This window comes from Novosphingobium rosa NBRC 15208, assembly GCF_001598555.1.
GTDB classification, from domain to species: domain Bacteria; phylum Pseudomonadota; class Alphaproteobacteria; order Sphingomonadales; family Sphingomonadaceae; genus Novosphingobium; species Novosphingobium rosa.
This window is the reverse complement of the sequence record NZ_BCZE01000038.1, coordinates 13,840-39,628: the sequence shown is the minus strand read 5'-3', so window position 1 is coordinate 39,628 and position 25,789 is coordinate 13,840. Positions and strand designations below refer to the sequence as shown.

Here is a 25,789-nt window from a genome sequence, read left to right as displayed (position 1 = left end):
CATCGATGCTACCCGGCTTGCGAACAACACAGCGGAGATGATCGATGAATCCAGACCAGACTATCCCGTCCACCAGTGGCAAACTGGCCGCGAGCGCCACGGCGACCTTCTCGGGCATCGAGGCCAGCATCCTGCTTGGGGGCGAGGGAGCGCCCATGACGGTGATGGCCATGCAGGTTTCGCCCGATCAGGGAGCGCCGGCACATATAAGCTTCGAGGAAGACAAGCTCTTTCTGATCACGGAAGGGCAATTTGAATTCCTCATCGGCGATGATCGGCTGTCAGCCTCCGCAGGGGACCATGTCTTCGTGGGACGGGGCATCGTGCACGGTTTCGTCGCGCTCGCAGCGGCGCCCGCGCGGATGACCCTGATGTCGACGCCCGCCCGGCACGACCGCTTCTTCATGGCGATGGGCCAACTGCCGGTTCCGCATGATCGCGATCAGGTTGAGGACATTTGCCATCAGTATCGCCAGGCCATCGTGGGACCGGTCATTTCGGTCGAGATCGGCACGAAATCACAGACATGAACCATGGTCTCGGAAAGAGAGGCTGACGGTAAAAGCAAAACGCTTGCGTGGCAGAGGGGCCTGGCCAGACGGGCTCCCTGAAAGCTGCTGCCCATCGGATTGCCCTGGATATGAGGCCGACCACTGCCTGTCGGCGCCGGTGACGGAAATCTCCTCTCGCGCGCGTCTTCAATTTGTCATGCATTCTGCCGATAGAGGCGCCGATGGCTGCGAACTCCTCTTATCCGGTGTGGGATGACCGCCATGGCGCGCAACCTTGCGACGCGGCAGGCCGGTCATGACGCTGGCGACACCGCAAAGAGCCCGCTGGCTGATGCGGAACATCCTGCCGCATGAGCCGGAGCTGCGCCGCTGGCTGTCACGCCGCGCGATCCCCGGCCTTGAGATCGACGACATCATCCAGGAAAGCTACGCCATTCTGGCCGGGCTGGAAGCGGTGGAGCATATTCACAGCCCGCGCATCTATTTCTTTCAGGTCGCCAAATCAGTGATCCTGAACGCCTTGCGCAAATCGAAGGTGGTGGCTTTCAGCGCGCTGGCCGAATTCGACGCCTTGCTGGTGCCCGATGACCATCCCTCGCCCGAAGCCGTGGCGATGGGGCGGCAGGAACTGGGCCGCCTGGCCGAACTGATCGACACGCTGCCCCCCAAGCGCCGCGAGGCCTTCGTGCTGCGCAAGGTGCGCGGCCTGAGCCAGCGCGAGGTCGCCGCCAGCATGGGCCTTTCGGAAAACACCGTCGAAAAGCACATCGGCAAGGCGCTAAGCGTTCTGGGCCACATCATTGGACGCGGCGCGCACCATCGTGTAACACCATCCGACAGCCATGAACCGACAGCCGAGCAAACAGACGAGCGCGCGCGCGACCGCAGCCGAGATTGAACAGGCCGCCGCCGACTGGCTTGCCCGCATCGATCGCGCCCCGCTCTCCGACGAGGAAGACGCGGCGCTGAGGCAATGGGCGCAGGCCGATCCCCGGCATGCGGGCGCCTATGCCCGCGCCATGGCGGTTGATCTGCATCTCGATCGCGCCCGCGCGCTGGGAGAGGATTACCCGGCGGCGCAGGACCATCCGGCCAGCCCCTTGCGCCGCCGCCTGATGGTTGCGAGCGCCGGGGCCATCGCCGCTTCTGCGGTGGGTTTCGGCAGCTTTGCGCTGCTGCGCCGGGGTGATGGCGCCGACGCCGTCACGCTGGCCACCGCCAAGGGCGCCACGCGCGATGTCGCGCTGCAGGAAGGCTCGCGCATCACGCTCAACACCATGACGCAGCTGCGCCCCGCCATCACCAGCGACCTGCGCCGCATCGATCTGCTTGAGGGCGAGGCGCTGTTCGACGTCGCCAAGGATGCCGCGCGGCCCTTCATCGTCCATGTCGGCGATCTGAGCGTGCGCGCCGTGGGCACCAGCTTTTCGGTGCGCCGCACCGGGCCCGATGCGATCCGCCTGCTGGTCACCGAAGGCGTGGTCGAGGTGAAGCGCAAGGACGATGTTCTGGGGCAGGTCCGCGCGGGGGTCGACTTCACCGTCGATGCCGCCGCCAGCCCGGTGATCGCCATGCTCGACGCCGGGCAGATGAGCGGGGCGATGGCCTGGCGACAGGGCCGCATCGACCTTCAGGGGCTGACGCTGGGGCAGGCCGCTGCGGAGTTCAGCCGCTATTCCGACACGAAGATCACGCTGGCCGATGCTTCCATCGCCGGGCTGCATATTTCCGGCGTTTACGCCACGGGCGACCCGGCAGGTTTTGCCCATGACGCCGCGCTCAGCCTTGGCCTGAGCTGCACGCAGCATGGAGCGGATCTGGTCATTTCGCGCCCCTGAAAATTTTTTGCCGGGCGAATGGCGGGAGCCTGCCTCGACTGCATCCTATGACCGTTGACCAGCTGCATCGAGCCAAGGTCGGGGGAACAGATGATTTCGAAATTCGCTTTGGCGCCTTGCGCGCTTCTCTGCGTCGCGGCGTTTTCCACGCAGGCGCAGGCCCAAGGACAGGCAGGCTTGCGCGGCTTCGACATTGCGGAGCAGGCGCTGCCTGCGGCCATCTCCACCTTCGCCCGGCAATCGGGGCTTCAGGTGATCGCGCCCGCCGATTTTCCCGCCGGGCTCAAAGGCCATGCGGTCCATGGCGCGATGGAGCCCCATGCCGCGTTGCACAGGCTGATCGCGGGCACCGGACTGGAGGTCGCATCCGACCGGGGCACCACCATCGTGCTGCGTAAGACGGCCGCCGCGGGAAACGGCGCTGAGGAAGGCGCGGGCAACAAGGACATCATGGTCACCGCCCAGCGCCGCTCGGAAAAGCTGATCGATGTGCCGGTGGCCGTCACCGTGCTGAGCGCCGACCAGATCGACAGGCAGCGCGTGCAGGCGCTCTCCGATGTGGCGCGGGTGACGCCGGGGCTGCTGGTCTCCAGCTTCAACTATGCCAGCCCGACGATCGCCGTGCGCGGCTCGACCAACACCTTCACCCAGATCGGCGTCAACAAGCCAGTGGCCATCGTGCTGGACGATGTGTTCATCACCCGCGCCTCGGCAGCGGTGTTCAAGCTGTACGATCTGGACTCGGTGCAGGTGCTGCGCGGGCCTCAGGGCACGCTGTTCGGCCGCAATGTGACCGGCGGCGCCATCGTGCTGACCACGAAAAAGCCCTCCTTCACCAAGACCGAGTTCGACGGCGCCGTCACTTACGGCAATTACAACGACTTCGGGCTGGACGGCATGATCTCCGGCCCGGTCAGCGAGAATGTGGCAGTGAAGGCCACCGTCTCGCGCGAAAGCCGCGACGGCTTCGGCCACGATCGCCTGACCGGCACGCCCGAGGACGATCTCGACACGATCAACACCCGCCTGCAGCTGCGCGCCCGGCACCAGAATTTTGAAACGCTGTTCTCCTTCGACTACAACCATGACGCCAATGGCGAGCGCACGCTTTCCTCGGCGGGGGCAGGCTCGGACGGCAACCGCCGCACCTCGGAACTGGGCGTGGCGCAAGGGTTCCAGCGGGATATCTGGGGGGTTTCCAACCACAGCGATCTCGATCTGGGCACCGCAGGCTCGCTCCATGCCATCACCGCCTATCGCGAGACCCGCTCGCATGACCGTTACTCGCAGACCGGCGTGACCTATCGCTATCTCACCAGCGGTTCGCAAAGCGTGCTGGACGACAGCGATCATGTGAAGACCTTCACCGAGGAACTGCGCTATGAAAGCCCGGCATGGCGGCTGGGCCATCTCACCGCCGGGGTCTATTATCTGCATGAGGGCGCCAACCGGCAGCTGGGCACCACAGGTCTGGCCGCGATCACCGGCGCCACCGCCACCAACCGGCTGGCCAGTCAGAGCGTGACGACCAGCAGCATATCCGGCTTTGCCGATGGCACGCTCAACCTGCCGCTGGCCTTCCGCCTGACTCTGGGCGGGCGCTATACCTCCGACCGGAAGACCGGCAATCTGGTCAGCACCGATCTTATCGCCGCCGCCAACAGCTTCGCCACCGGCGATCTGTCGCACACATGGACCCAGTTCACGCCGCGCGCCATCCTGGCCTGGCAGCCGCGCGCCGGTTTCATGACCTATGCCAGCTGGTCGCGGGGCTTCACCTCGGGCGGCTACAACACCGAAGCCTCCAATCTCAAATCCATCGTCACGCCCTTCAATCCCGAGAAGGTCACCAATTACGAGATCGGGCTGAAAGGCGACTGGTTCCGCCACCGGCTGGCGGTGAATGTCGCGGGCTTCTGGATGAATTACACCGACAAGCAGGAGTATGTGCAGAACACCATCACCGGCGTGGGCACGATCACCAATGCCGGCAAGGCCCGCTCACGCGGGGTGGAGGCCGAGTTGACCGCGCATCCGGTGAAGGGCCTCACCCTGAACGCCAGCTATGCCTGGCTGGACACCACCTATCTCGATTTCTTCGTGGCGGGGGTGGTCAACAACACCGGCCATCCGCTGGGCTCCTCGCCGCCGCACAAGGCCTCGGCCACGGTGAGCTATGAAAGGCCGGTGGGCGGCAAGGGCTACCTGCAGTTCGACACGACCTATGCCTGGACCGACGGCTATTACACCGGCGCCACCCAGCAGGCGCAATTGTTCGTGCCCCAATACGGCCTGCTCAACGCCTCGATCGGTTTCGAGACCGCCAACCGCCATCAGCGCCTGACCATCTGGGGCAAGAATCTGACCAATCAAGACTATTTGCTCACGCCCTCCACCTCGGGGGTGCTGTCGGAATATCTCGGGCCGCCGCGCACGTTCGGGGCCACGCTTTCGGTGAAGTACTGAGATGGCTTTGGTGCGGCGCGATCTGCTGATCCGGGGCCTGCTGGGCGGCGGCATGTTCGCCCTGTCAGGCCCGCCGGTCCGCGCGACTGTGGGCGAGACCCTGCCGCCATGGTCGCCAGGGATGCTCGATATCCATCATATCGACACCGGCGTGGGCAATGCCACCTTCATCCTCGGCCCGGATGGCACGACGATGCTGATCGACTGCGGTGCGACACGCGGGGGGCCGTCCGCCTCAACCCCGCCGAGGCCTGACATGTCGCGCTCCGCCGGGGCATGGGTGGTGCGTTATGCGCTGCGCCATGCGGCGGCGGCGGGGCGCGGCACGCTGGATGCCATCATCGCCACCCATGTCCATCCCGACCATGTCGGATCGCCCCTGCCCGGCGATCCGGTCACACGCGATGGCGTGGTGCTGACGGGGCTGAGCGAGATCGATGCGCTGATGCCCGCCGATCTGGTGATCGACCGGGGCTTTCCAGACTATGCCGCGCTGCCGCTGATCAAGGCGCCCTTTGCCGTCAATCACCGCGCATGGCTGCAAGCACGCCAAAGCGCGGGGCGCAGGGTGGAACAGGTCCATGTCGGCTCCTCGCGGCAGGTGCGACCGCGCAAGGCAGGCGCCTTCACCCTGCGCTTCGTGGGCGGCGACGGCAGGGTATGGACAGGGGCCGAGGGCCAGTCGCGCAATCTTCTGCTTCCGCCCGCGCAATGGACCACGGAATCGACGCCCGAGGAAAACCATATGTCGATCGCCATGGTGCTGGATTACGGCCCGTTCCGCTATTTCGCCGGGGGCGATCTGGTGGCCGACACGCATGATGGCGCCTTCCCATGGCTCGATGTGGAAACCCCCATCGTGATGGCGGCGGGCAAGGTCGATGTCGCCTCGGCGGATCACCACGGCTATTTCGATGCCTGCTGGCCCGGTTTTACCCGCGCTCTGGATGCCGATGCCTATGTCATTCAGGGCTGGCATGCCACCCATCCGGCGATGGCCTCGCTCCAGCGGATGCTGAATGGCTGGCGTGGACGGGCGCCGCGCGATGTGTTCATCACCCGGCTCGACCCGGCGAGCCGCAGCGTCAACGCCCGCTTTCTGCCACAGGTCAGAAGCTGCGAGGGCCATGTGGTGGTACGCGTCAGCCCCGATGGCACCTACCGCATGTTCGTCACCGACAGCCGGGATGAGCAGGACAGGCTGACCTTTCGGGGCGAAGCGAAAACAGCGAAAAGCGTCAGGACATGACGCAGTTCCGGAACACTCATGGTCTCGCCCACGAAGGCAGCCGCCAACAAAGCCGCCCTTCCATTCATCGGGAGATGAGAACCCCCTTCAAAGGGTCCACGGAACGAATGCAGTGGACTTCAGATCGAGATGGGCGATAGCTGGCGCTTCCCATACCGTCGCCAAACGCTCTGCACGCCCAGGCGGCGCGGCAGTCGGGCGCCACGCGAAAATCCGCGATGAAAAAGCCAGGCAACCGCCAGCCCCAAGGCGGCCAGAGCGCTCATCAGCCAATAACCCTGCACCTCGAACCGGGCATAGAGTGGCCCCGATGTGATCACCGCCAAGCCCCCGGCCAGACCCGTCGAGGTCGCCCAGGTCAGGATCTGATAGCCCAACTTGCCGCGCCGATGCGCCAAAGCCTGAGCGATCTGCACCGAGGCGAGACAGGTGGCGGTAAAGCTGAGCGCATGCAGCCCTTGCAGCACGAACAGCCATGGCAGGGCCGGCGCCATGGCGAAACCCGCCCAGCGCAGCATGGCCGCCGCCGCCCCCAGCATCAACAAGCGCGATGCACCAAGCCGGTGGCACAGCCGCCCGGCCAGCCCCAGAAAGATCACATCGCACAATGTCCCGGTCGCCCAGAGCGCGCTGTTGATTTCCGGGCCCAACCCCCGCGCCCTCCAGCCGATCATGGCGACGGCATGCAGCCCGTGTGATGCCTCGATCAGGGATGCCGCCAACAGGGCCAGCGTCAGCGCGCCCCGTCCCGTAGGCTTTGCTTCGGCGTCAATCGCGGAGGGAAGATCGAGAGGCGCCTTGGCGCCCTCGCCTCGCCCCAGTGTGGAGCAGGCACAGTATAGCGCCGCCATGCCGCCGCTGGCCGCTGCCCACAGCATGATCGCCGTCAGCCCGATGCGGGCCGAGCAGAAACCAATGGCGAGGCTGGCGGAGAGAAAGGCCAAAGCCCCGACGCTCTTGGCGCGGGGCAACAGGGATGCATCGCAGGCGCCGCGTGCGGATGAAAGGATGGTTGCATCCAGAATCGGGATGCAGGCCCCCGCGGCCAGACTGGCCAGGGTCCAGATCGCCAGACAGGCAGGCAGCGGCACGCCCTGCAGGCCCCAAAGGGCGACCAGCGCCACCAGCGCGCAGAGAATCGCCATCGGCGCCCATGGCGAGCCGAAACGCGCCACCCAGCCAGCCAGAGGACCGGCGATCATCGGGCGGACCATCAGGGGCGCGGCAAGGCAGATGCCCAGCATCGGCAGAGCGATGCCATGGCCGTGCAGCCAGACGGCGGCAAAGGGGCTGATGGCTGCGGGACCGCCGGAAATCAGGGCATAGGCCAGCATCGGGCGCCGGGTGAGGCGCCGGTTGCGCAACCATCCGCTTGGGGGGTTCTGCATCTGCGGCATGGTTGGCCTCTAGCCGCGAATTATGACGGGAGCTTGTCACAATAATATCATACATGATGATATATATGCCCAACAGAACGCGATTGCACTGAGGGCATGCACAACAATGAACGACAGGATTTCCAAGCGGTCACTTTCCTATGGGGTGGCGATGATGGCGGCTCTGGCCCTGCAGGTGGGGCAAGCCCGGGCTGGCGCGGATGCAACGCCCGCTGCCGCGCCAGCATCGGGCGCCTCGGCTGCTGGGGACATTGTCGTCACCGGCGCCCGCAAGGCGCAGCGCGCGGCCATCGATGAAAAGGCGCGCTCGCTCACCATCAAGGATTCGATCACGCAGGATGATATTGGCCGTCTGCCCGACACCACCGTGGTCGAGGCCGCGCGCCGCATCCCCGGCGTTTCGGTCAATCTGCTCACCGACAACAACCGTGGCCGCTCGGAGGTGCAGCGCGCCACCATCCGCGGCTTCGATGCCAAATACAATCTGGTCACCATTGACGGCAGCGAGATTGCCTCGATCGACACCGCTGCCCTCTCCTCGGGCAGCATCACGCGGGCCTTCAACCTCAATCTGCTGCCTGCCAGCCTGATGAGCCGCCTCGATGTGGTGAAATCGGTCACCGCCGAATATGACCCGCAGGCGCTGGGCGGCCAGATCGATATGGTGACCCGCAGCGCCTTCGACAGCAAGAAACCCTTCTACGCCAATGTCTCGGCGATGGGCGGGCTGGACACCAGTTCGGGCGGCTCGATCAGTGGCCGCCATCCCTCCGAACGCCTGAGCGCCATCGTCTCGGATCGTTTCGATCTGGGCGGCTCGCGCCTGGGGCTGACCTTGGCGGCGGATTACCAGAACACCTGGTCCTCCTCCAACGGCAGCACCGTCGGCGTGCCCGGCGCCACCAACCAGAACAATGCGGGCTGGACCTATTACGGCGCCAATGGGCGATCGGTGGCCGGACCGGCGCAAGCCGCCTCAGGCGCGGTGCCCACCCGCTTTCAGGCCTATTCCTTCGACGATCACCTCGAGCACTGGAGCGTCTCGGGCAAGGTGGAGTTCGAAACCGACAACACCTTCAAGAGCAGCCTTTTCGCCGGTTACTACGGCTCGACCAGCACCGAAACCCGCTATGAGGATCTGGTCACCCGCAGCGCCAGCCAGATCGCGGGCACCGGCGCCACCGGCACGGGCGCCCCGGCCAACCAGACCGCGACCTCGGGCCGCTATGCGATCAACGATGTGGAGATCGGCCTCACCTATCAGCCGATCAAGCAGAGCACGCTGATCCTCAACTGGAAGAACCATCTCGACCTCAGCGACAGTCTGAAGCTGGATCTGGACGCGGCCTATTCGCGCGCCACCGGCCATCTCTATCGCAACATGATCAAATACTCGGCCAACAATTCGGTGGCGGCGAGCGGGTCGGTCTCGGCGGTCACCACGCCCACCATCGCGGCCGGCTACAACAGCAGCGGCTTCGTGCCCACGCTGACCTTCGATAGTCCGGGGCTGCTGGCGGCGTCATCGACCTACAGCTCCACCTATGTCCGCTATATCGATTTCAACGAAACCAACAACATCGTCGATCTGCACCCCACCCTGTCTTGGAACGCCGGGCCGCGCGACCAAGGGCTAGGGCTGCGCGCCGGTCTGCGCTTCACCCAGAACAAGACGGGCTATGGCGAGCATTACGTCGAATATGATCCCAAAACACCCACCCAGTTCAACCTGAGCAACGCCTCCTCGCTCACCCAGAGCATCCCCTCCTGGGGCACATCGGTGCCGGTGATCGACCGCAGCGCCGCCAATGCGATCCTGAGCTCCAACCTCTCCTCCTTCACCGCCATCGACGAGACCACCGCCAACAACGCCAATGGCTTCTCCTTCCGCGAGCAGACCGGGGCGGCCTTCCTTCAGGCGGTTTACAATGGCGGGCCCTTCAAGGCACAGGCAGGCCTGCGCCGCGAGCGGACCTGGAACCAGATCGAGAACCTGCAACAGGTGTCGAACGGCACCTATGCCCCGGTGTCGGCCAATTCGCATTATGACGCCTGGCTACCCTCGGTGCTGGCCAGCTACGCCATCCGCGACAATGTGATCGCCCATGCCGCCTTCACCGAGACGCTGGGCCGCCCCGATCAATCGGCCTATGGCCCGCTGGCCAAGGTGGGTCAGCCCGCCAATGGCCAGATCGCCATCACTTTGGGCAATGCCGCGATCAAGCCGCGCCGCACCACCAATTACGACGCCGCGCTGGACCTCTATTTCGACAACCATCACAGCCTGCTCAGCCTGCAATATTACCACAAGGATCTGCGCGACGAATTCTACAACCGCGCCTATTCCGCCGATTACGCCTATTCTGGCGCCACCTATGTCGGCAATTTCACGCAGATGACCAATGGCGGTTCAGCGCATGTCGACGGGCTTGAGGTCAACCTGCAAAAGGACAAGCTGCCCATCCTGCCCGAGCGTTTCGGCACCATCGGCATGAGCGCCAACGTCACCAAGATGTGGACGCGCTTCACCATTCTGGACAGCACCGGCGCCACCCGCCAGCTGAGCAATCTGGTCAACCAGCCCGACTATATCGCCAATGCCTCGCTGTTCTACAGCTATGGCAAGTTCCAGCTGGCCTTCTCGGCCAATGCGCAGGGCAAGACGCTGTTCCAGACCGGGCTTTACACCTGGCAGGACACCTATGTGCTGGCCCGCCATCAGTTCGACCTGACCGCGCGCTATGAGCTGCGCCCCAATGTCACCCTGCTCTTCGAAGGCTCGAACCTGACCGGTGAGCGCTTCCGCTCGGCCATGGGTCTGCATCAGGAGCTGGCGGCAGACGATTACAACATCGGCACCCAGCTGTGGGCCGGCGTGACGATGAAGTTCTGAGGGATAGAACCATGATGAAACGATCCCTCCTGCTGGCGGGCGCTCTTGCGGCGCTCACCCTCGCCGCGCCGGTTCAGGCAGACGCGCCGCTGGTCCATCTCGTGCTGAAATTCGTGAAGGACAAGCCGACACACGGCCCGGCAGCCGTGCTGGACCCAGCGAGCTGCCCGGCCTGCGTGATCGGCCATGATCCGGGCTTCGAGCGCGACAATGCCCGCGAAACGCTGGTGGAGTTGCGCGTGCCTGTCCTGCGCTCGCTCGAACTGGCGTTTGACAGTCAGCCCGGCGTGCGCCGCGTGCTGCTGGAAACCACGGATCTGCCTTTCCACCGCGAAGGCAACCGCCTGATGGTGACGCTGGCGCCTTTGCGCAGCAACCTGATCGATACCGGGGAGTTCTCCACCCATATCGTCGAGCCCGGCATGGTGCTGCGCTTCGAGCATGCCGATCCGGCCCGTCTGGCGGGCGATTATGCCGGAAAGCCCCTGCCCCGGATCCAGCGCGAGGCGGCCAATGTGCTGGAATTCGCCGAACGCGAGGCCATCCGCGAAATCGGTCTTGGCGAGCATGTCGCGCGCGAGGGGCTGGGCGTGATCGAAATCATGGGTTTCGACACCAACGAGCCCCATGGCCACAAGGACTCCCCGCCGCATATGCATATGCATCTGCGCTGGCCCTTCAACATCGGCACACAGATCGGCCATTACTATATCAGCCCTCAGGGCCTGCTTCAGCACAATCAGGCCGGCGCCACCGGTTTTCACCTGCCTGCCCACGACTACACTCCCGGCGAACCCTTCACCACGATCGACAATCGCGGGCGCCCGGCCTACACTCAGACGATCACACCCGAAGGCTGGCTGAAACTGGCGACGGACCTGCCCGGCGGCACCTGCCTGATCCGCCCTGTGGCGCAAGGTTTCGCCTCAGGCGCGAGCGTCTCTTGCGATGGCCATGCCCCTCAGACCGTTCAGGTCAGCGACGATCTGGAGCATGGCGTGATCAAGGTGACCACCGGCACCGTGATCGAAACCTTCCGCTATGATCGTGACGATGGCCTGCTGCTCTCCCCCACGGAAGCGCCGCGCATGCCCGATGGCACGATTGTCCCGACATCGCGCACCGAATTTCCGCTGGTGCATGCTGCGGCAACACCCTCCCTGACGGCCAGCAGCGACTGACAGGGGAAGAATAATATGGCTCCGCATGAAATGAACTTTTTCCACGCCGGTTTGGCGCTATAAGCCCCTGCATGATCAAGGATTCCATACGCGACAAACGCTTCCGCCCCGTGCGCCTCGCCACGGTGACCGAGCGTGAGAGGCTGGTGCTCAGCCTGATCCGGCGCGAGGGGGCGGTCTCGCGCTCCGATCTGATCCGGCTTACCGGCCTGTCGGGCACGGCGGTGTTCCGCGCCACCGAGGATCTGGCCGCGCGCGGGCTGATCGATCTTGGCGAAAGCGTCGCGCATGGCCCCGGCAAGCCCAGCACGATGGTGCGGCTGCGCGCCGGTGCGCTGGGCACGGTGGGCCTGTCGGTGATGACCGATTTCGCCGAGGCCGTGCTGCTCGATTTTTCCGGAGAGGTCCGCGCCACCCGCGATGTCACGGTAGAAGGCATGGAATGCGAGGCGGTGCTGGAGCAACTCGCGCGCTTTATCGCTGAGGAAGGGCACGGCTTCGAGCCGGATGCCATCTTCGGCCTGGGCATTGCCTTTGCCGGCTTCTTCACCGGCGACGGTGCAAAGATGAACCCGGCGGCGCCGCTCGACAGTTGGGCCCTCAAGGACATTCAGGCCATCGCCGAGGCGCGCATCGGCCTCGATGTCGTGGTGGAGAACATTGCCAGCGCCGCCGCCGTGGGGGAGCGCCTGCTGGGCGTGGGCCGCTGGGCGGAAAGCTTTGCCTACATCAACGTCGCCCATGGGCTGGGCGCGGGGCTGATCCTGAATGGCGAACTCCATCGCGGGCGCTTTGGCAATGCGGGCGAAATCGCCGGCATGCTCGACAAATTCGCCGGGCTGCCGGTGCCCAATCTGGAATCCCTGCGCGCGGCCCTCGCCCGCGAAGGAATCGAGACCCGGGATGTGAGCGATCTGGTCCAGCGCTACCGGGATGACTGGCCGGGCATCTCCTCATGGGTCGCCTGGGCCGAACCCTCCTTTTCCTTTCTGGCCTCGATGTTCCGGCAGGTGCTCGATTGCGAGGCGGTGGTGCTGGGCGGGCGCTTGCCGCCCACCCTCGCCCAGCGCATCGCCCAGAGCATCCGCTGGGCAGAGGACATCATGCCGCATCGGCGCAATGCGGGGCCTCCCATGTCAAGGGCCGTGGCCGCTGAGGTCACCTCGCGCTCGGCGGCGGTCGGGGCCGCGGCGATCCCGTTACGGGCAGGATATTATGCTTGAAAAGCAAACGCCCGGCATGACCGGGATCAGCGATGACGGGCCAGGACGCTACGCCGCCCGACCCTGAAGGGTAGGCTGCAATATACCATTTAAGGTTTGGTAGCTGCCGTTCCGGCGTTCGCAACCTTCCAGCCATGGAGCGATCGCGACCGCTGGAGCCCATAACCTTCATTCCGTTCATCGAATGTGCTGCGCGATACATCGGATGGGATTGCGCCAAAGCAACACGCCGAATGGGACTTCAAAAGTCAGGCGGCGATGATAAGATAAGCGTGGCGGCGACCAAGGCGGGTCACGCCCAACGATGAAAGATCAGCCTGAGGGGGCGGGGGTCATGAGGCACTCACACGGTGCGGTTGATATATGAGCGGGCAGGCCATGCCCCTGGTGGAATTGTTCACCACACGCCTTCTTCCGCCGGAGCGCCGACAGGACTTCTGGCGCAGCCTGATTGCCGAAACCTTTCCCGGCATGGTCGTCGAGGCGCCCTCCAGCATTCAGGCCGATCTGGCGCGCTGGTCTGTGGGGCGGCTGGGGATTGCCCGCGCGCTCAGCAGCCGGTCAAGGGTCAGCCGCGCGCATGAAAGCGCGGGGGAACGTATGCTCGTCTTTCATCTGCAGCGGCGCGGGCGGATGATGATGCATCAACGCGGGCGCGTCGAATATGCCAGCGCCGGCGACGTGCTGATCGCGGAGGAAGACACGCCTTATGACATCGACATTTCCGATGCGAATGACTGCCTGATCCTCAACATGCCGATCTCGCTGCTGGGCGATGTCGCATCCCGGCACAACTGGTGCTCGCGCCGCCTGGACGGCAAGGATCCGAATGTCCGGCTGCTGGGCCGCCTGCTGGGCGGCGTGTGGGACGAGCGCGACCATATGCATGACCTTGACCGCAATCTCGACACGGTGCTGATCAGCCTGGCCCGCATCGCCTGCCTGAGCGAGAAAACCCGGCCAGAGACCCTGTCGCGCGGGCCGGTGGAATTCGCGCTGGCCCATCTGCACGATCCGGAACTGGGCACCGCCAGCATCGCTCAGGCCACCGGCCTGTCGCCGCGCGCGGTTCAGAAGGCCTTCGCCCGCCATATCGGCGGCAGCCCCACCGGCTTCATCACGCAGCAGCGCCTGCAACGCGCGGCGCAGATGCTGCGCAGCCATCCTGCCTCCAGCGTGACCCAGATCGCGTTCGACATCGGCTTTTCCGATCCCAGCTTCTTTGCCCGCTGCTTCCGCCGGCGTTTCGGCATGACGCCCAGCCAATGGCGCATGCAAGCGGTGTGAAGGTGCGCGCCAATCCTGCTCCCCGGTTCGCCCGAGTGCGCGCCCATCTCCCTGTTCCGGCCTAATCTCTCCTTCAACGGGAATCGTGCCAGCATCGTACCGGCGCGATCCCTTGGGGGAGAACCACATGCTTCGTCACTGCATCGGCCTGTTGCTGGCCACAACCGCCCTGCCCTGCATCGCGCAGGCGCAGACCGACACCGGCGGCCATGGCGGCATCGAGGAGATCGTCGTCACCGCGCAAAAGCGCAGCGAGAATGTCCAGAGCGTGCCCATCGCCATTTCAGCCTTCACCGCCAATGCGCTGAAGGAACGCGCGGTGGGGGACGTGTCGGCGCTCTCGGCGATCTCGCCCAATGTCACGCTCGATTCCTCCACGCCCTTTTCCGGCTCCAGCGCGGTGCTGGGCGCCTCGATCCGGGGCATTGGCGTTGCCGATTTCGCCTTCAACATCGATCCGGCGGTGGGTGTCTATGTCGATGGCGTCTATCTCGCGCGTTCGGTGGGGGCCAATCAGGATCTGCTCGATGTCGATCGGATCGAGGTGCTCAAGGGGCCGCAGGGCACGCTGTTCGGCCGCAACACCATCGGCGGGGCGATCAGCATCGTCACCCATGATCCGGGCCGCGAATTCCGCTTTATCGGCGATGTCACCACGGGCAGTTACAACCGCCTGCAGGCCCGCGCCACGGTCGATATGCCGATCAGCGAGACGCTCTTCTCCTCGCTCTCCTTCGGCATCCTGAGCCGTCAGGGCTATCAGAAACGCATCCCCTATCCGGGCGGCGGCGCCTACACCACCGATCCGGTCACCGCCTTCGCCGCCGCGGGCACCAGCACGGGTGACGGCCAGCAGGGTGGCGACAACAGCTGGAACCTGCGCGGCAAGCTCAAATGGGACATCGCCCCCGGGGTGAAAGCCACGCTGGCCGCGGACTATACGCATGTCGATCAGGACGCCACGCCCAACACCGTGCTGATGACCACGGAAAACTACCCCGGTGGCCTGGCCGGCGTCTACAACGCCTGCATCAGCCTGCCCGCCTCCGTGCTGACCGGCGCGGGGCTCGGCGCTGTCTGCGGCCCGCGCGGCGGGGCGGCAGGCTACAACACGGTGGCCGCGCTGGCAGGGGCCAATGTGGGCGCCGCCACCGGCACGGGCCGCCTGCCGTGGGACAGCCGCTGGGCCAATGCCACGGGCAACATCGACACCTCCTATGCCACCGGCCTCAACTTCTCGAAGCTGCAGCAGGGCGGCCTCGCGCTCACTCTGGAAGGCGATCTGGCCGCCAACATCCATCTCAAGTCGATCTCGGCATGGCGCAAGCTGAACTTTGCGGCGGGCACCGACCAGTCCGGCTCGCCGCTGCAGATGCTGCAGCTCAGCTTCACGGTGAAGCAGCAGCAATGGAGCCAGGAGCTGCAACTGACCGGCAAGGCGCTGGACAATCGGCTGACCTATGTGCTGGGCGCCTATGCCTTCAAGGAAAGCGGCGATCTGCATGACTATGTGATCTTCGATCAGGGCCTGCTCCAGGTGGATGGACCGGGACGGCTCAGCACCGTGAACTACGCCGGCTATGGCCAGCTGGATTATCATCCCGGCGATCTGATCGGCCTGACGCTGGGCGGCCGTTTCACCCATGAGGACAAGGCGTATCACGGCTATCAGTCCGACGATAACGGGTTGGCTTACAAATTCGCCAATTGCTCGGCCAGCGCTCCCAATGCCGCCTGCGCCAGCGCGCTGGGCTTCCCGGACCCCAGCCAGCCCCTGCTCTATTACCCCGCCACGCCCGACAAGCAGACGTTCAGCAATTTCAGCCCCAAGGCCGGGGTGCAGATCACCCCGCGCAAGGGGTTGATGGCCTATGCCTCATGGTCGCGCGGCTACAAGACCGGAAGCTGGACCACGCGGCTGACCAATCCGCTGAAGGTCGCGCCCACCTTCGGGCCGGAACATGCAGAAACCTTCGAGATCGGCATCAAATCGACGCTGCTCGACCACCGGCTGCAGGTCAATCTGGCGGCTTTCACCACGCGCTATCAGGGCATCCAGCTCAACTTCCAGCAGGGCCTTTCCCCCACCATTCAGAATGCGGGCGACGCGCGCATCAAGGGCGTGGAGCTGGAAGGCACCGTGGCGCCGGGCGGCGGCTTCACGCTCACCAGCTCGCTCAGCTATCTCGATGCCTATTACACCTCGGTTTCGTCAGGGGCGCAGGTGGCGCCCAGCGCCTATCAGATGGGCGTCTACACCGGGGCCAATCTGCCCAAGGCGCCGCATTGGAAGATCAACCTGTCGCCGCGCTACGAAGTGCCGGTGGGCCGGGGCAAGCTGGTGCTGCTGGGTGACTGGACCCACACCACAAGCATGCGCAACGACACGGAAGGCACCTATGTGCTGGTCCGCCAGGCCACCGACATCATGAACGCCAGCCTGAGCTGGAAAGCCCCCGGCGGGCGCTATGACCTGACCGTGGGCGGCACCAACATCACCAACAACCGCTATCTGGTCACCGGCGGGCCCAATTTCACGGCGGGTCTGGTGTTCGGCACCTACAGCCGCCCGGCCGAATGGTACGCCAGGCTGGGGATCAAATTCTGACCTGCGTCCCGGGGAGGGGCCGCCTCCCCGTCATCCCATCTCCTCCATGAAAGACGACCATGCCCCAGCCCATTCTTGCGGCCGTTCAGCGGCGTATCGGCGCCGCGCCTGTCCTCGAAACCCTGATCCTGAAAGACCCTCGCGCCGACGAGGTGCTGGTCGAACTGCGCGGCGTGGGCGTGTGCCATACCGATATGGTGATGCGCGACGGCCTGCTGCCGGTGCCCATGCCGGTGGTGCTGGGGCATGAAGGCTCGGGCGTGGTGCTACGGATCGGCAGCGAGGTCACCGGCCTGGCCATCGGCGATCACGTGGTCCTTTCCTTTGCGTCCTGCGGGGGATGCGGCGCCTGTCACGATCATGTCCCGGCCTATTGCCAAGACTGGGCCGCGCTCAATTTCTCCGGCAGCCGCCGCGACGGTTCGACAGCGCTGAGCGATGCGGCAGGGCAAAGCGTTCATAGCCATGTTTTCGGCCAATCCTCCTTTGCCAGCCATGCGCTGGTCCAGCAGCGCAATGTGGTGAAGGTTGAGCGCGATCTGCCTATCGAACTGCTCGGCCCGCTGGGCTGCGGCATCCAGACCGGCGCGGGGACGGTGCTGAACGCCCTGCGCGTGCGGGCTGGCAGCAGTGTGGCGGTGATCGGCGCGGGCGCCGTAGGGCTCTCGGCCGTGATGGCGGCGGGGATCGCCGGGGCCGCCACGATCATGGCGCTGGATATCAATCCGGCCCGGGTCGAACTGGCCCTGACGCTGGGCGCCACCCATGCGGCCCTTGCCGATGCCGCTGGCATGGCCGATCATGCCGCAGCGGCGGGATGCGCGGCAGGTTTCGACTACATCATCGACACCACCGGCCTCATCGATGCGTGCAATGCGGCGTTGCCCGCCCTCGCCCCGCGCGGAGAGCTTGCTCTGGTGGGCGCCTATGAGCCGCGCGCGACTCTTCGCACCGATGCCACATATCTGATGAGCGGAGGGCGCGTGATCCGCGGGGTTGTTGAAGGCGGCGCAGATCCAGCCAGCTTCATCCCCGACCTTATCGGCCATTACCGGGCCGGGCGCTTTCCCTTCGATCGGCTGATCCGTTTCTTCGACTTCGCCGAGATCACGATGGCCATCGCCGCCGCAGAAAATGGAGAGGTGGTCAAGCCGGTGTTGCGCCTGCCGGTGGAGGGGCTCGACCGTGACTGAACCGTTCATCCGCGCCGATGTCGCCGCTTTTCTGGCGCAGGCAGCCTCCTCCGGCGCGCCGCCGATGCAGGATCTGCCCATAAAGGCGGTGCGCGCCATGATGCGCGCGATGGGACAAAGCGCGGACATCCCTTCCGCGCCCCTGCCCATGGTGCGTGATCTGGCATGCCCCGGCTCAGACGGCGCCATCCCTCTGCGCCTGTATGACCGGCGGCTTGAGCGCGAAGCCGGGCCGCTGATCCTGTTCTTCCACGGCGGCGGCTTCGTTTTCGGGGATCTTGCCTCGCATGATGCCTTCTGCCGCACCCTTGCCAGCCGCTGCGATCTGCCGGTGCTGGCTGTCGATTACCGGCTGGCGCCCGATCACCCCTTCCCCGCCTTTGCCGAGGATGCCGAGACCGCCGCCCGCTGGGTCGCCGGTCAGCCAGGCGATCTGGGCAGGCACGTCACCAGCCTGATCACCTGTGGCGACAGCGCGGGCGGCCATCTGGCGCTGCTGGTCGCCCAGCGGCTGGGGATCGCCCCGGCAGCGGTGCCGGTGCTGGCGCAATGGGCGCTTTATCCTTTCGTCGGCGGTGGCAATGACTGGCCTTCGGTGCGCGATCTGGGCGAAGGCTATATGATCACCCGCTCCGTCATGGACTGGTTCGACTCGCTTTGCGGGCGGCCCGGCGACGATCCGCGCTATCGGCTGCTGAACGGCCCCATCCCTTCCACCCCGCTGCTGATGCTGACGGCCAGTCTGGACCCTTTGCGCGATCAGGGACTGGCCTATGCCCAAAGGGCAAGGGATGCCGGGGCCACGGTGATCGCAATCGAGGCCGAAGGGATGATCCATGGCTTCGTCAACCTGCGCCGGGCGCTGCCTTCGGCGCAGGGCGATGTGGACGGCTTCCTGCGTGCAGGCCTCGACCTGATCGCAGCCCTTTGATCGAATATGGAGAACCGGATATGAGCGTGCATTATCGCCTGCTGATCGGCGGCCAACTGGTGGATGGCGCCAGCCATTTCGAGGTCATGAACCCGGCCACCGAAACTGTGCTGGCCACCTGCCCCAAGGCCGATGGATCCCAGCTTGAGGCCGCCGTGCGCGCGGCGCGCGACGCCTTTCCCGCCTGGGCCGACACAACGCAGGAGGCCCGCGCCGCTCTGATCCAGGCGATTGCCGACGGGCTGTTGTCCCGCGCGGAAGCTTTCGCCCATCTGCTCACCGCCGAACAGGGCAAGCCGCTCGATCAGGCCCATGCCGAGGTGATGGGCACGGTCTTCACCCTCAAGGCCTTCGCCGAGATGCGGATCGCCGACAAGGTGCTGGTGGACGAACCCGGCCATCGCGTGATCGAGCACCGCACGCCGCTGGGGGTCTGCGCCGCGATCACCCCCTGGAACTTCCCGCTGGTGCTGCTGGCCAACAAGCTGGGGCCATGCCTGATGGCGGGCAACACGATGGTGGCCAAACCGGCCCCCACAACGCCGTTGACCACGCTGTTGCTGGGCGAAATTCTGGCGGACATCCTGCCTGCCGGCGTGGTCAACATCATCGCCGATCAGAATGAGCTGGGGCCGCTGCTCACCAGCCATCCCGATGTGATGAAAGTGGCCTTCACCGGATCGACCGAAACGGGCAAGAAAGTGATGGCCTCAGCCGCGGGAACCGTGAAGCGCGTCACGCTGGAACTGGGCGGGAATGACGCCGCCATCGTGCTTGACGACATGCCTCCGGCGCTGGCCGCGCAAAAGGTCTATCAGGGCGCGATGACCAATGCCGGGCAGATCTGCGTCGCGATCAAGCGGGCCTATGTCCATGACAGCATCCATGACGCCTTTTGCGAGGAAATCGCCCGGCTCGCGCAGGCCGCCGTGGTGGATGAGGGCACCAGACAGGGCGTGACCATCGGGCCGGTGCAGAACCGGATGCAGTTCGAGAAGGTTAGCGCCTTGCTGGCGGATGCACGCGGCAAAGGACAGGTTCTGGCCGGTGGCGCGCCGCTGGACCGGCCCGGCTATTTCATCCCGCCCACCATCATTGCCGGACTGGATGACGAGGCTCCGCTGGTGCGCGAGGAGCAGTTCGGGCCCGTGCTGCCGGTGCTGCGCTTCACCGACATCGAGGAGGTGATCGCGCGGGCCAACGCCTCCGATTATGGTCTGGCGGGCACCATCTGGAGCCGCGATGTGGCGCGCGCGACGGACATCGCGCGCCGGATCAACACCGGGACGGTCTGGGTCAACCAGCATCTGGCCATCGATCCGCGCATTCCCTTTCGCGGGGTGATGCAATCCGGTCTGGGCGCCGAGCTGGGCGAGGCCGGATTGCTGGAATATACCCAGGCCCATATCATCAATGCGGTCGATCTCGACCGATAGCGAGGCGGTGCGTTACGCTCTGTCAACGTTCCCGAACCGCTGACAGAGCTGACTTCCAGGGGCTCGATCCCTCGATCAGGCCGCGTTTGCTTCTGCGATCGAGCCCGGCCTGCCCAGTGCCCGAAGCACGCGAACTCGACGGGCCGGGCCGATGCCGAGCGCTCACGTCGCCCGACTGCTGCGATGCAACACCTTCATGACGCAAATATCTGATCAGAATACCACGATCCACTGGTCAACACCCTCGCAAAGGCATACATTGCTTTTCGTTGACGGACACTTTGGGTGGGAGTCGATCATTGGCTGACAGCGATCTGTTTTCCGATTTCATGCGGAAATTCGACGAGCGACGCCAGTTGGAGATATCGCTGGAAGATTATCTCATCGGATGCCGCAAGGATCCGCTGATGTACGCGACCGCTGCGGAAAGGCTGCTGGCCGCCATTGGCGAGCCCCAGATCATCGATACGGCGCAGGATCAGCGACTCGGCCGGATCTTCATGAACCGGACCATCCGCCTCTACCCCAGCTTCACAAGCTTCTATGGCATGGAGCAGACGATCGAGCAGATCGTCGCCTTCCTGCGCCATGCCTCGCAGGGCCTCGAGGAGCGCAAGCAGATTCTCTATCTGCTCGGCCCGGTGGGAGGCGGCAAGTCGTCGCTGGCCGAGCGGCTCAAGGCGCTGATGGAGCAATATCCCATCTACGCCCTCAAGGCCAATGACGAGATCAGCCCGATCTTCGAAAGCCCGCTCGCCCTGTTCGATGCCGAGCTCCATGGCCCGGCGATAGAGGACAAATACGGAATACCCCGCCGCCGCCTGACCGGGCTGGTCAGCCCATGGTGCCGCAAACGGCTCGACGAGTTCGGCGGCGACATCTCGAAATTCAAGGTGGTCCGGCTGATGCCTTCGCGCATGCGCCAGATCGCGATCTCCAAGACCGAACCGGGCGATGAAAACAACCAGGACATCTCCTCGCTGGTCGGCAAGGTCGATATCCGCAAGCTCGAGATGCTGTCGCAGAACGATCCCGACGCCTACAGCTATTCGGGCGGCCTCAACCGCGCGAATCAGGGCATTCTCGAATTCGTCGAGATGTTCAAGGCGCCGATCAAGATGCTCCACCCACTGCTCACCGCGACGCAGGAGGGCAATTACATCGGCACGGAAAACATCGGGGCCATCCCGTTCTCCGGCGTGATCATGGCCCACTCCAACGAGAGCGAATGGCAGAATTTCAAGAACAACAAGAACAACGAAGCCTTCATCGACCGCATCTTCGTGATCAAGGTGCCCTACTGCCTGCGCGCCACGGAAGAGCGGCAGGTTTATGAAAAGCTGCTGCGCGAATCCGAACTGTCCTCCGCGTCCTGCGCCCCGGGAACGCTCGACATGCTGGCGCGGTTCTGCGTGCTCACCCGGATGCGCGAGCATGAAAACTCGAACCTCTATTCCAAGATGCGGGTCTATGATGGCGAGATGCTGCGCGAGATCGACCCGCGGGCGAAAAGCCTGCAGGAATACAAGGATGCCGCGGGCGTGGACGAGGGTATGTCGGGCATCTCGACCCGCTTCGCCTTCAAGGCGCTCTCGGCCACCTTCAACCACGATACGAATGAGATCGCGGCCGATCCGGTCCACCTGATGTACGTCCTGGAACGGATGATCCGGCAGGAGCAGTTCCCGTCCGACAGTGAGGCGCGCTACCTCGAATTCGTGAAGGGCGAGCTGGCGCCGCGCTATGCCGATTTCATCGGCAATGAGGTCCAGAAGGCCTATCTCGAAAGCTACCTCGACTACGGCCAGAACCTGTTCGACCGCTATGTCGCTTACGCCGATGCATGGATCGAGGATCTCGACTTCAAGGACCCCGATACCGGGCAGCTGCTCAACCGCGAGGTGATCGACCGGGAGCTTTCAAAGACCGAAAAGCCCGCCGGAATCGCCAATCCCAAGGACTTCCGTAACGAGGTGGTCAAGTTCGCGCTGCGGACACGGGCCGCCAATGAGGGCCGCAACCCCTCCTGGACCTCCTACGAGAAGATCCGCGAGGTCATCGAGAAACGCATGTTCAGCCAGGTTGAGGATCTGCTTCCGGTGATCAGCTTCGGCTCCAAGAAGGACGGCGACAGCGCGAAGAAGCACACCGAGTTCGTCGAGCGGATGGTCGCGCGTGGCTATACGGAACGGCAGGTCCACCGGCTCGTCGAATGGTACGTCAGGGTCAAGCAGGCTGGGTGAAGGAGGCGCGACAGGCCCCTATGCATATCATCGACCGACGTCTGAACCCTGGGGGCAAAAGCCTGGTCAATCGCCAGCGCTTCCTGCGCCGGGCCAAGGCGGCGGTGCAGCAGGCCGTCCGCGACAGCCTCAAGGATCGCAGCATCAAGGATCTCGACAGGGAGGGGCAGATCAGCATCCCGCGCGGTGGCATCAACGAGCCAACCCTGCGCCGCGCATCCCGCGGCGGGGACCGCGAAAGGGTCTTTCCGGGCAACAAGGATTATCTTGAAGGCGACCGGATACCCCGCCCCGGCGGCGGCTCGGGCAGTGGATCGCAAGCGGGCAGCGGTGATGGCGAGGACGACTTCAGATTCGTCCTGTCGCGCGCGGAATTCCTCGAACTGTTCCTCGACGATCTGGAACTGCCCGACCTCGCCAAGCGCAAGCTGACCGGCGAGGATTCGAGCATCTTGCGCCGCGCGGGTTACACCACGGTCGGCTCACCCGCGAACCTCTCGGTGCAACGCACGATGCAGAAAGCGATGTCGCGCCGCATCGCCCTGCGCCGGCCCAGCAGCGGCGAGCTGGAGCGGATCGAGGAGGAGATCGCACGGATCGAATCCCGCGATCCACTCGAGAAGAGCGACACAAAGCGGCTGGAAGAGCTGCGCAAGGAGCGCGAGCATCTCCTGCGCCGCCGCGCGCTGATCTCCTACATCGATCCGGTCGACCTGCGCTATCGCCGCTTCGAAACCGTGCCCAAGCCGGTCACCCAGGCGGTGATGTTCTGCCTGATGGACGTCTCGGGATCGATGACCGAGCATATGAAGGATCTCGCCAAGCGGTTCTTCGCGCTGCTCCACCTGTTCCTGACACGCTGCTACGAGCATGTCGATGTCGTCTTCATCCACCACACCGACCGCGCCGCCGAAGTGGACGAGGAGACCTTCTTCCACAGCGCCGTATCGGGCGGCACGCTGGTCTCAAGCGCATTTGAGGAATTGCTGGCGGTGGTGGAGGCGCGCTACCGCCCCGAGGACTGGAACATCTATGTCGCTCAGGCCTCGGATGGCGACAACATGAGCCACGACAATCTGAAGACGGTCAGCCTGCTCAAGGATGCGATCCTCCCGATCACCCAGTACTTCGCCTATATCGAGGTCGGTCCGGAGGAACAGCCGATGACCAAAGCCGAAAGCGACCTGTGGGCCGCCTACGAAGGCCTGACGGCGGCCCATCGGCATTTCGCGATGCGCAAGGTCAACCACCGGCGCGAGATTTACCCCGTGCTGCGCGAGCTTTTCCGGAAGCGCGGCGCCCTGGCTTCGCTGGAGGCCTGATGCTGAAGCGCGCCTCCTTGCCTCTGTTCGAGGGAAGCGATTGGGACTTCGCGCTGATCCAGCGCATCTATGACGCGGTCGAGTCGATCGCGCTGGGCGATCTGAAACTTGACGTCTATCCCAACCAGATCGAGATCATCAGCGCCGAGCAGATGCTCGATGCCTATTCCTCGACCGGCATGCCGCTGTTCTACAAGCACTGGTCGTTCGGCAAGCAGTTCGCCGCCAATGAAATGCTCTATCGCAAGGGCCTGCGCGGTCTGGCCTATGAGCTGGTGATCAATTCCGTCCCCTGCATCAACTACATCATGCAGGAAAACAGCGCGACGCTGCAGACTCTGGTGATCGCGCATGCCGCATTCGGCCATAACCACTTCTTCAAAAACAACTATGCCTTCCGGCAATGGACCGATGCCGAGGGTATCCTCGACTATCTGGACTTCGCCAAGAGCTTCATTGCAAGCTGCGAAGAACGCTATGGCCAACAGGCGGTCGAGCGGCTGCTGGACTGCGCCCATGCCCTGATGCATCAGGGCGTCCATCGCCATCCCCGCGTGCGCGCGCGCGACCTCAAGGCCGAGGCGGCGCGCGAGGCCCAGCGCCAGGCCTATCGCGACCAGATCTACGACGATCTCTGGCGGACCCTCCCAGCCGAGCCCAAGGCGCCTGAAGTGAAGGCCGACGAACGCCGTCAGGCGCTCAACCTGCCGCAGGAGAACATCCTCTATTTCCTCGAGAAGACCGGGCCACGGCTCGAGCCGTGGCAGCGCGAGATCCTGCGGATCGTCCGCCTGATCGCGCAATACTTCTATCCCCAGCGCCAGACCAAGGTCATGAACGAAGGGTGCGCCACATGGTGCCACTATCAGATTATGACCAAACTTCACGAACGCGGCCTTATCACCGACGGTTCGTTCCTCGAATTTCTTCAGTCGCACACCAATGTCGTTTATCAGCCCAACTACGACTCACCGCAATTCAACGGCTTCAATCCCTATGCGCTTGGCTTCGGGATCATGGAAGACATCGTGCGGATCAGCGAAAATCCCACTGACGAGGACCGTGAGTGGTTTCCCGATTTCGCCGGCAAGGGCGACGGGATCGGCGTTCTCAAGGATGTCTGGGCGAACTACCGCGACGAGAGCTTCATCGCCCAGTTTCTCAGCCCCCGCATGATCCGTCACTGGCGGTTGTTCCGGGTCGCCGACAAGCAGTCCGAGTCCAAACTGAACGTCGCGGCGATCCACGATGAACGCGGCTATCGCCGGATCCGCCGCGCGCTGGCGCGCGAATATGATGTCGGGCGGCAGGAACCGGACATCCAGATTGTCGACGTCAACCTGACCGGCGACCGCGCGCTGGTGCTTGAACACCTCGTCGCCGACGGCATGCTGCTCGATGAGAACGACACCAGGATGGTCCTGCAAAACCTCGCCAATCTGTGGGGTTACGAGGTCCGCCTGCGCGAACTCAACGCCGCCGACCGCAAGGAGCTCAAGACCCATATCCGGCAACCACAGCTTCAGGCGTGATTGGCCGCATCCGTGCCGGAACACCGGTCGAATCCCGTTCCCATCCCGCGAAAGCCGTGGTATTCTTCCCGGCGCAAAAAGGGCCAGCTCCCCGGCCTTTGGCTGTCGTCCCTTCCGGACGGGTCCGGCACTGTTCGGGAAGCATGGGTTAGGAGTTTATCCCATGACACATTCGGACAATCGGTCGGATTGCTTCGAACGGGCGCAGATGCACGATAGACTTGCCGCCTCGACCAACGACACGGCAGCGCGTCAGATGCATCAGGCGATGGCTGCCGAATTCAGACGCCGCGCCGCTCAGCCCGGCAGCGACGATATGCCGCAGCCATCGGCGCGCGGGCCGCTCCTCGAAATGTCAGCGCCGGGATAAAATCGGTGCCGCCACCGGCAGTTCTGAACACATGACCGCTCCATCTTGCGATTCACGCTCAATTCAGGCTAATCGGCACGGCTCCATCTGAACCTGTCGATGACGACC

At 64.5% G+C, this 25,789-nt stretch carries 18 protein-coding genes; 17 read left to right on the top strand and 1 reads right to left on the bottom strand.

From position 1 onward, the window contains the following. Positions 1-44: 44 nt before the first annotated feature. From SR3_RS15275 to SR3_RS15255, 5 genes are all read left to right on the top strand, one after another. A complete protein-coding gene (locus tag SR3_RS15275; protein WP_068087788.1) occupies positions 45-530 on the top strand; it encodes a cupin domain-containing protein in 486 nt (161 codons plus the stop codon). A 277-nt stretch (positions 531-807) separates the two neighbouring features. Beyond that, on the top strand, positions 808-1,410 hold the full coding sequence (locus SR3_RS15270; RefSeq protein ID WP_068087785.1) for an RNA polymerase sigma factor: 603 nt from the start codon (positions 808-810) through the stop codon (positions 1,408-1,410). Next, on the top strand, positions 1,355-2,350 hold the full coding sequence (locus SR3_RS15265) for a FecR family protein (RefSeq protein ID WP_068087782.1): 996 nt from the start codon (positions 1,355-1,357) through the stop codon (positions 2,348-2,350). Before SR3_RS15270 ends, SR3_RS15265 begins: the two co-directional genes overlap by 56 nt. A gap of 90 nt (positions 2,351-2,440) precedes the next feature. Further along, the gene (locus SR3_RS15260) at positions 2,441-4,816 is read left to right on the top strand and encodes a TonB-dependent receptor domain-containing protein (RefSeq protein WP_084455604.1); all 2,376 of its coding nucleotides are present in this window, start codon (positions 2,441-2,443) and stop codon (positions 4,814-4,816) included. A 1-nt stretch (position 4,817) separates the two neighbouring features. Continuing rightward, complete coding sequence (locus tag SR3_RS15255) at positions 4,818-6,065, top strand: ComEC/Rec2 family competence protein (protein ID WP_068087779.1); 1,248 nt, start codon at positions 4,818-4,820, stop codon at positions 6,063-6,065. Positions 6,066-6,184: 119 nt separating this feature from the next. On the opposite strand, the gene SR3_RS15250 is transcribed toward SR3_RS15255, so the two are convergent. After that, on the bottom strand, positions 6,185-7,462 hold the full coding sequence (locus tag SR3_RS15250) for an MFS transporter (RefSeq protein WP_068087777.1): 1,278 nt from the start codon (positions 7,460-7,462) through the stop codon (positions 6,185-6,187). A gap of 106 nt (positions 7,463-7,568) precedes the next feature. On the opposite strand from SR3_RS15250, the gene SR3_RS15245 reads away from it, so the two are divergent. The 12 genes from SR3_RS15245 (at position 7,569) to SR3_RS15190 (ending at position 25,681) form a co-directional block, all read left to right on the top strand. After that, positions 7,569-10,355 carry a TonB-dependent receptor gene (locus tag SR3_RS15245; protein ID WP_068087775.1) on the top strand — a complete coding sequence of 929 codons (2,787 nt, stop codon included), beginning with the start codon at positions 7,569-7,571 and terminating at the stop codon, positions 10,353-10,355. An 11-nt stretch (positions 10,356-10,366) separates the two neighbouring features. Further along, a complete protein-coding gene (locus SR3_RS15240) occupies positions 10,367-11,536 on the top strand; it encodes a hypothetical protein (protein ID WP_068087771.1) in 1,170 nt (389 codons plus the stop codon). A 71-nt stretch (positions 11,537-11,607) separates the two neighbouring features. Further along, positions 11,608-12,759, top strand: a complete 1,152-nt coding sequence (locus SR3_RS15235) for an ROK family transcriptional regulator (protein ID WP_068087768.1) — start codon at positions 11,608-11,610, stop codon at positions 12,757-12,759. Positions 12,760-13,137: 378 nt separating this feature from the next. Then, on the top strand, positions 13,138-14,046 hold the full coding sequence (locus SR3_RS15230; protein ID WP_084455613.1) for a helix-turn-helix transcriptional regulator: 909 nt from the start codon (positions 13,138-13,140) through the stop codon (positions 14,044-14,046). A gap of 127 nt (positions 14,047-14,173) precedes the next feature. Then, a complete protein-coding gene (locus tag SR3_RS15225; RefSeq protein ID WP_068087764.1) occupies positions 14,174-16,654 on the top strand; it encodes a TonB-dependent receptor in 2,481 nt (826 codons plus the stop codon). A 59-nt stretch (positions 16,655-16,713) separates the two neighbouring features. After that, positions 16,714-17,847, top strand: coding sequence for an NAD(P)-dependent alcohol dehydrogenase (locus SR3_RS15220; RefSeq protein ID WP_068087759.1), 1,134 nt, complete (start codon positions 16,714-16,716; stop codon positions 17,845-17,847). Further along, positions 17,840-18,778 carry an alpha/beta hydrolase gene (locus tag SR3_RS15215; RefSeq protein ID WP_157098880.1) on the top strand — a complete coding sequence of 313 codons (939 nt, stop codon included), beginning with the start codon at positions 17,840-17,842 and terminating at the stop codon, positions 18,776-18,778. The genes SR3_RS15220 and SR3_RS15215 overlap by 8 nt, the downstream gene beginning before the upstream one ends. Positions 18,779-18,798: 20 nt before the next feature. Then, on the top strand, positions 18,799-20,214 hold the full coding sequence (locus tag SR3_RS15210) for an aldehyde dehydrogenase family protein (protein WP_068087870.1): 1,416 nt from the start codon (positions 18,799-18,801) through the stop codon (positions 20,212-20,214). A 299-nt stretch (positions 20,215-20,513) separates the two neighbouring features. After that, on the top strand, positions 20,514-22,457 hold the full coding sequence (locus tag SR3_RS15205) for a PrkA family serine protein kinase (RefSeq protein ID WP_084455602.1): 1,944 nt from the start codon (positions 20,514-20,516) through the stop codon (positions 22,455-22,457). Positions 22,458-22,477: 20 nt separating this feature from the next. Then, positions 22,478-23,779, top strand: a complete 1,302-nt coding sequence (locus SR3_RS15200; RefSeq protein ID WP_068087747.1) for a YeaH/YhbH family protein — start codon at positions 22,478-22,480, stop codon at positions 23,777-23,779. After that, a complete protein-coding gene (locus SR3_RS15195; protein WP_068087744.1) occupies positions 23,779-25,311 on the top strand; it encodes a SpoVR family protein in 1,533 nt (510 codons plus the stop codon). The genes SR3_RS15200 and SR3_RS15195 overlap by 1 nt, the downstream gene beginning before the upstream one ends. A 163-nt stretch (positions 25,312-25,474) precedes the next feature. Then, positions 25,475-25,681 carry a hypothetical protein gene (locus tag SR3_RS15190; RefSeq protein WP_068087741.1) on the top strand — a complete coding sequence of 69 codons (207 nt, stop codon included), beginning with the start codon at positions 25,475-25,477 and terminating at the stop codon, positions 25,679-25,681. The last annotated feature ends 108 nt before the right edge of the window (positions 25,682-25,789 follow it).

What these genes read in the sequence shown, in the direction of transcription:
- SR3_RS15265 (WP_068087782.1), top strand. Translation starts at nt 1,355, where the DNA reads ATGAACCGACAGCCGAGCAAACAGACGAGCGCGCGCGCGACCGCAGCC.
- SR3_RS15275 (WP_068087788.1), top strand. Translation starts at nt 45, where the DNA reads ATGAATCCAGACCAGACTATCCCGTCCACCAGTGGCAAACTGGCCGCG.
- SR3_RS15225 (WP_068087764.1), top strand. Translation starts at nt 14,174, where the DNA reads ATGCTTCGTCACTGCATCGGCCTGTTGCTGGCCACAACCGCCCTGCCC.
- SR3_RS15195 (WP_068087744.1), top strand. Translation starts at nt 23,779, where the DNA reads ATGCTGAAGCGCGCCTCCTTGCCTCTGTTCGAGGGAAGCGATTGGGAC.
- SR3_RS15270 (WP_068087785.1), top strand. Translation starts at nt 808, where the DNA reads ATGACGCTGGCGACACCGCAAAGAGCCCGCTGGCTGATGCGGAACATC.
- SR3_RS15255 (WP_068087779.1), top strand. Translation starts at nt 4,818, where the DNA reads ATGGCTTTGGTGCGGCGCGATCTGCTGATCCGGGGCCTGCTGGGCGGC.
- SR3_RS15245 (WP_068087775.1), top strand. Translation starts at nt 7,569, where the DNA reads ATGAACGACAGGATTTCCAAGCGGTCACTTTCCTATGGGGTGGCGATG.
- SR3_RS15250 (WP_068087777.1), bottom strand. Translation starts at nt 7,462, where the DNA reads ATGCCGCAGATGCAGAACCCCCCAAGCGGATGGTTGCGCAACCGGCGC.
- SR3_RS15200 (WP_068087747.1), top strand. Translation starts at nt 22,478, where the DNA reads ATGCATATCATCGACCGACGTCTGAACCCTGGGGGCAAAAGCCTGGTC.
- SR3_RS15220 (WP_068087759.1), top strand. Translation starts at nt 16,714, where the DNA reads ATGCCCCAGCCCATTCTTGCGGCCGTTCAGCGGCGTATCGGCGCCGCG.
- SR3_RS15190 (WP_068087741.1), top strand. Translation starts at nt 25,475, where the DNA reads ATGACACATTCGGACAATCGGTCGGATTGCTTCGAACGGGCGCAGATG.
- SR3_RS15260 (WP_084455604.1), top strand. Translation starts at nt 2,441, where the DNA reads ATGATTTCGAAATTCGCTTTGGCGCCTTGCGCGCTTCTCTGCGTCGCG.
- SR3_RS15235 (WP_068087768.1), top strand. Translation starts at nt 11,608, where the DNA reads ATGATCAAGGATTCCATACGCGACAAACGCTTCCGCCCCGTGCGCCTC.
- SR3_RS15230 (WP_084455613.1), top strand. Translation starts at nt 13,138, where the DNA reads ATGCCCCTGGTGGAATTGTTCACCACACGCCTTCTTCCGCCGGAGCGC.
- SR3_RS15210 (WP_068087870.1), top strand. Translation starts at nt 18,799, where the DNA reads ATGAGCGTGCATTATCGCCTGCTGATCGGCGGCCAACTGGTGGATGGC.
- SR3_RS15240 (WP_068087771.1), top strand. Translation starts at nt 10,367, where the DNA reads ATGATGAAACGATCCCTCCTGCTGGCGGGCGCTCTTGCGGCGCTCACC.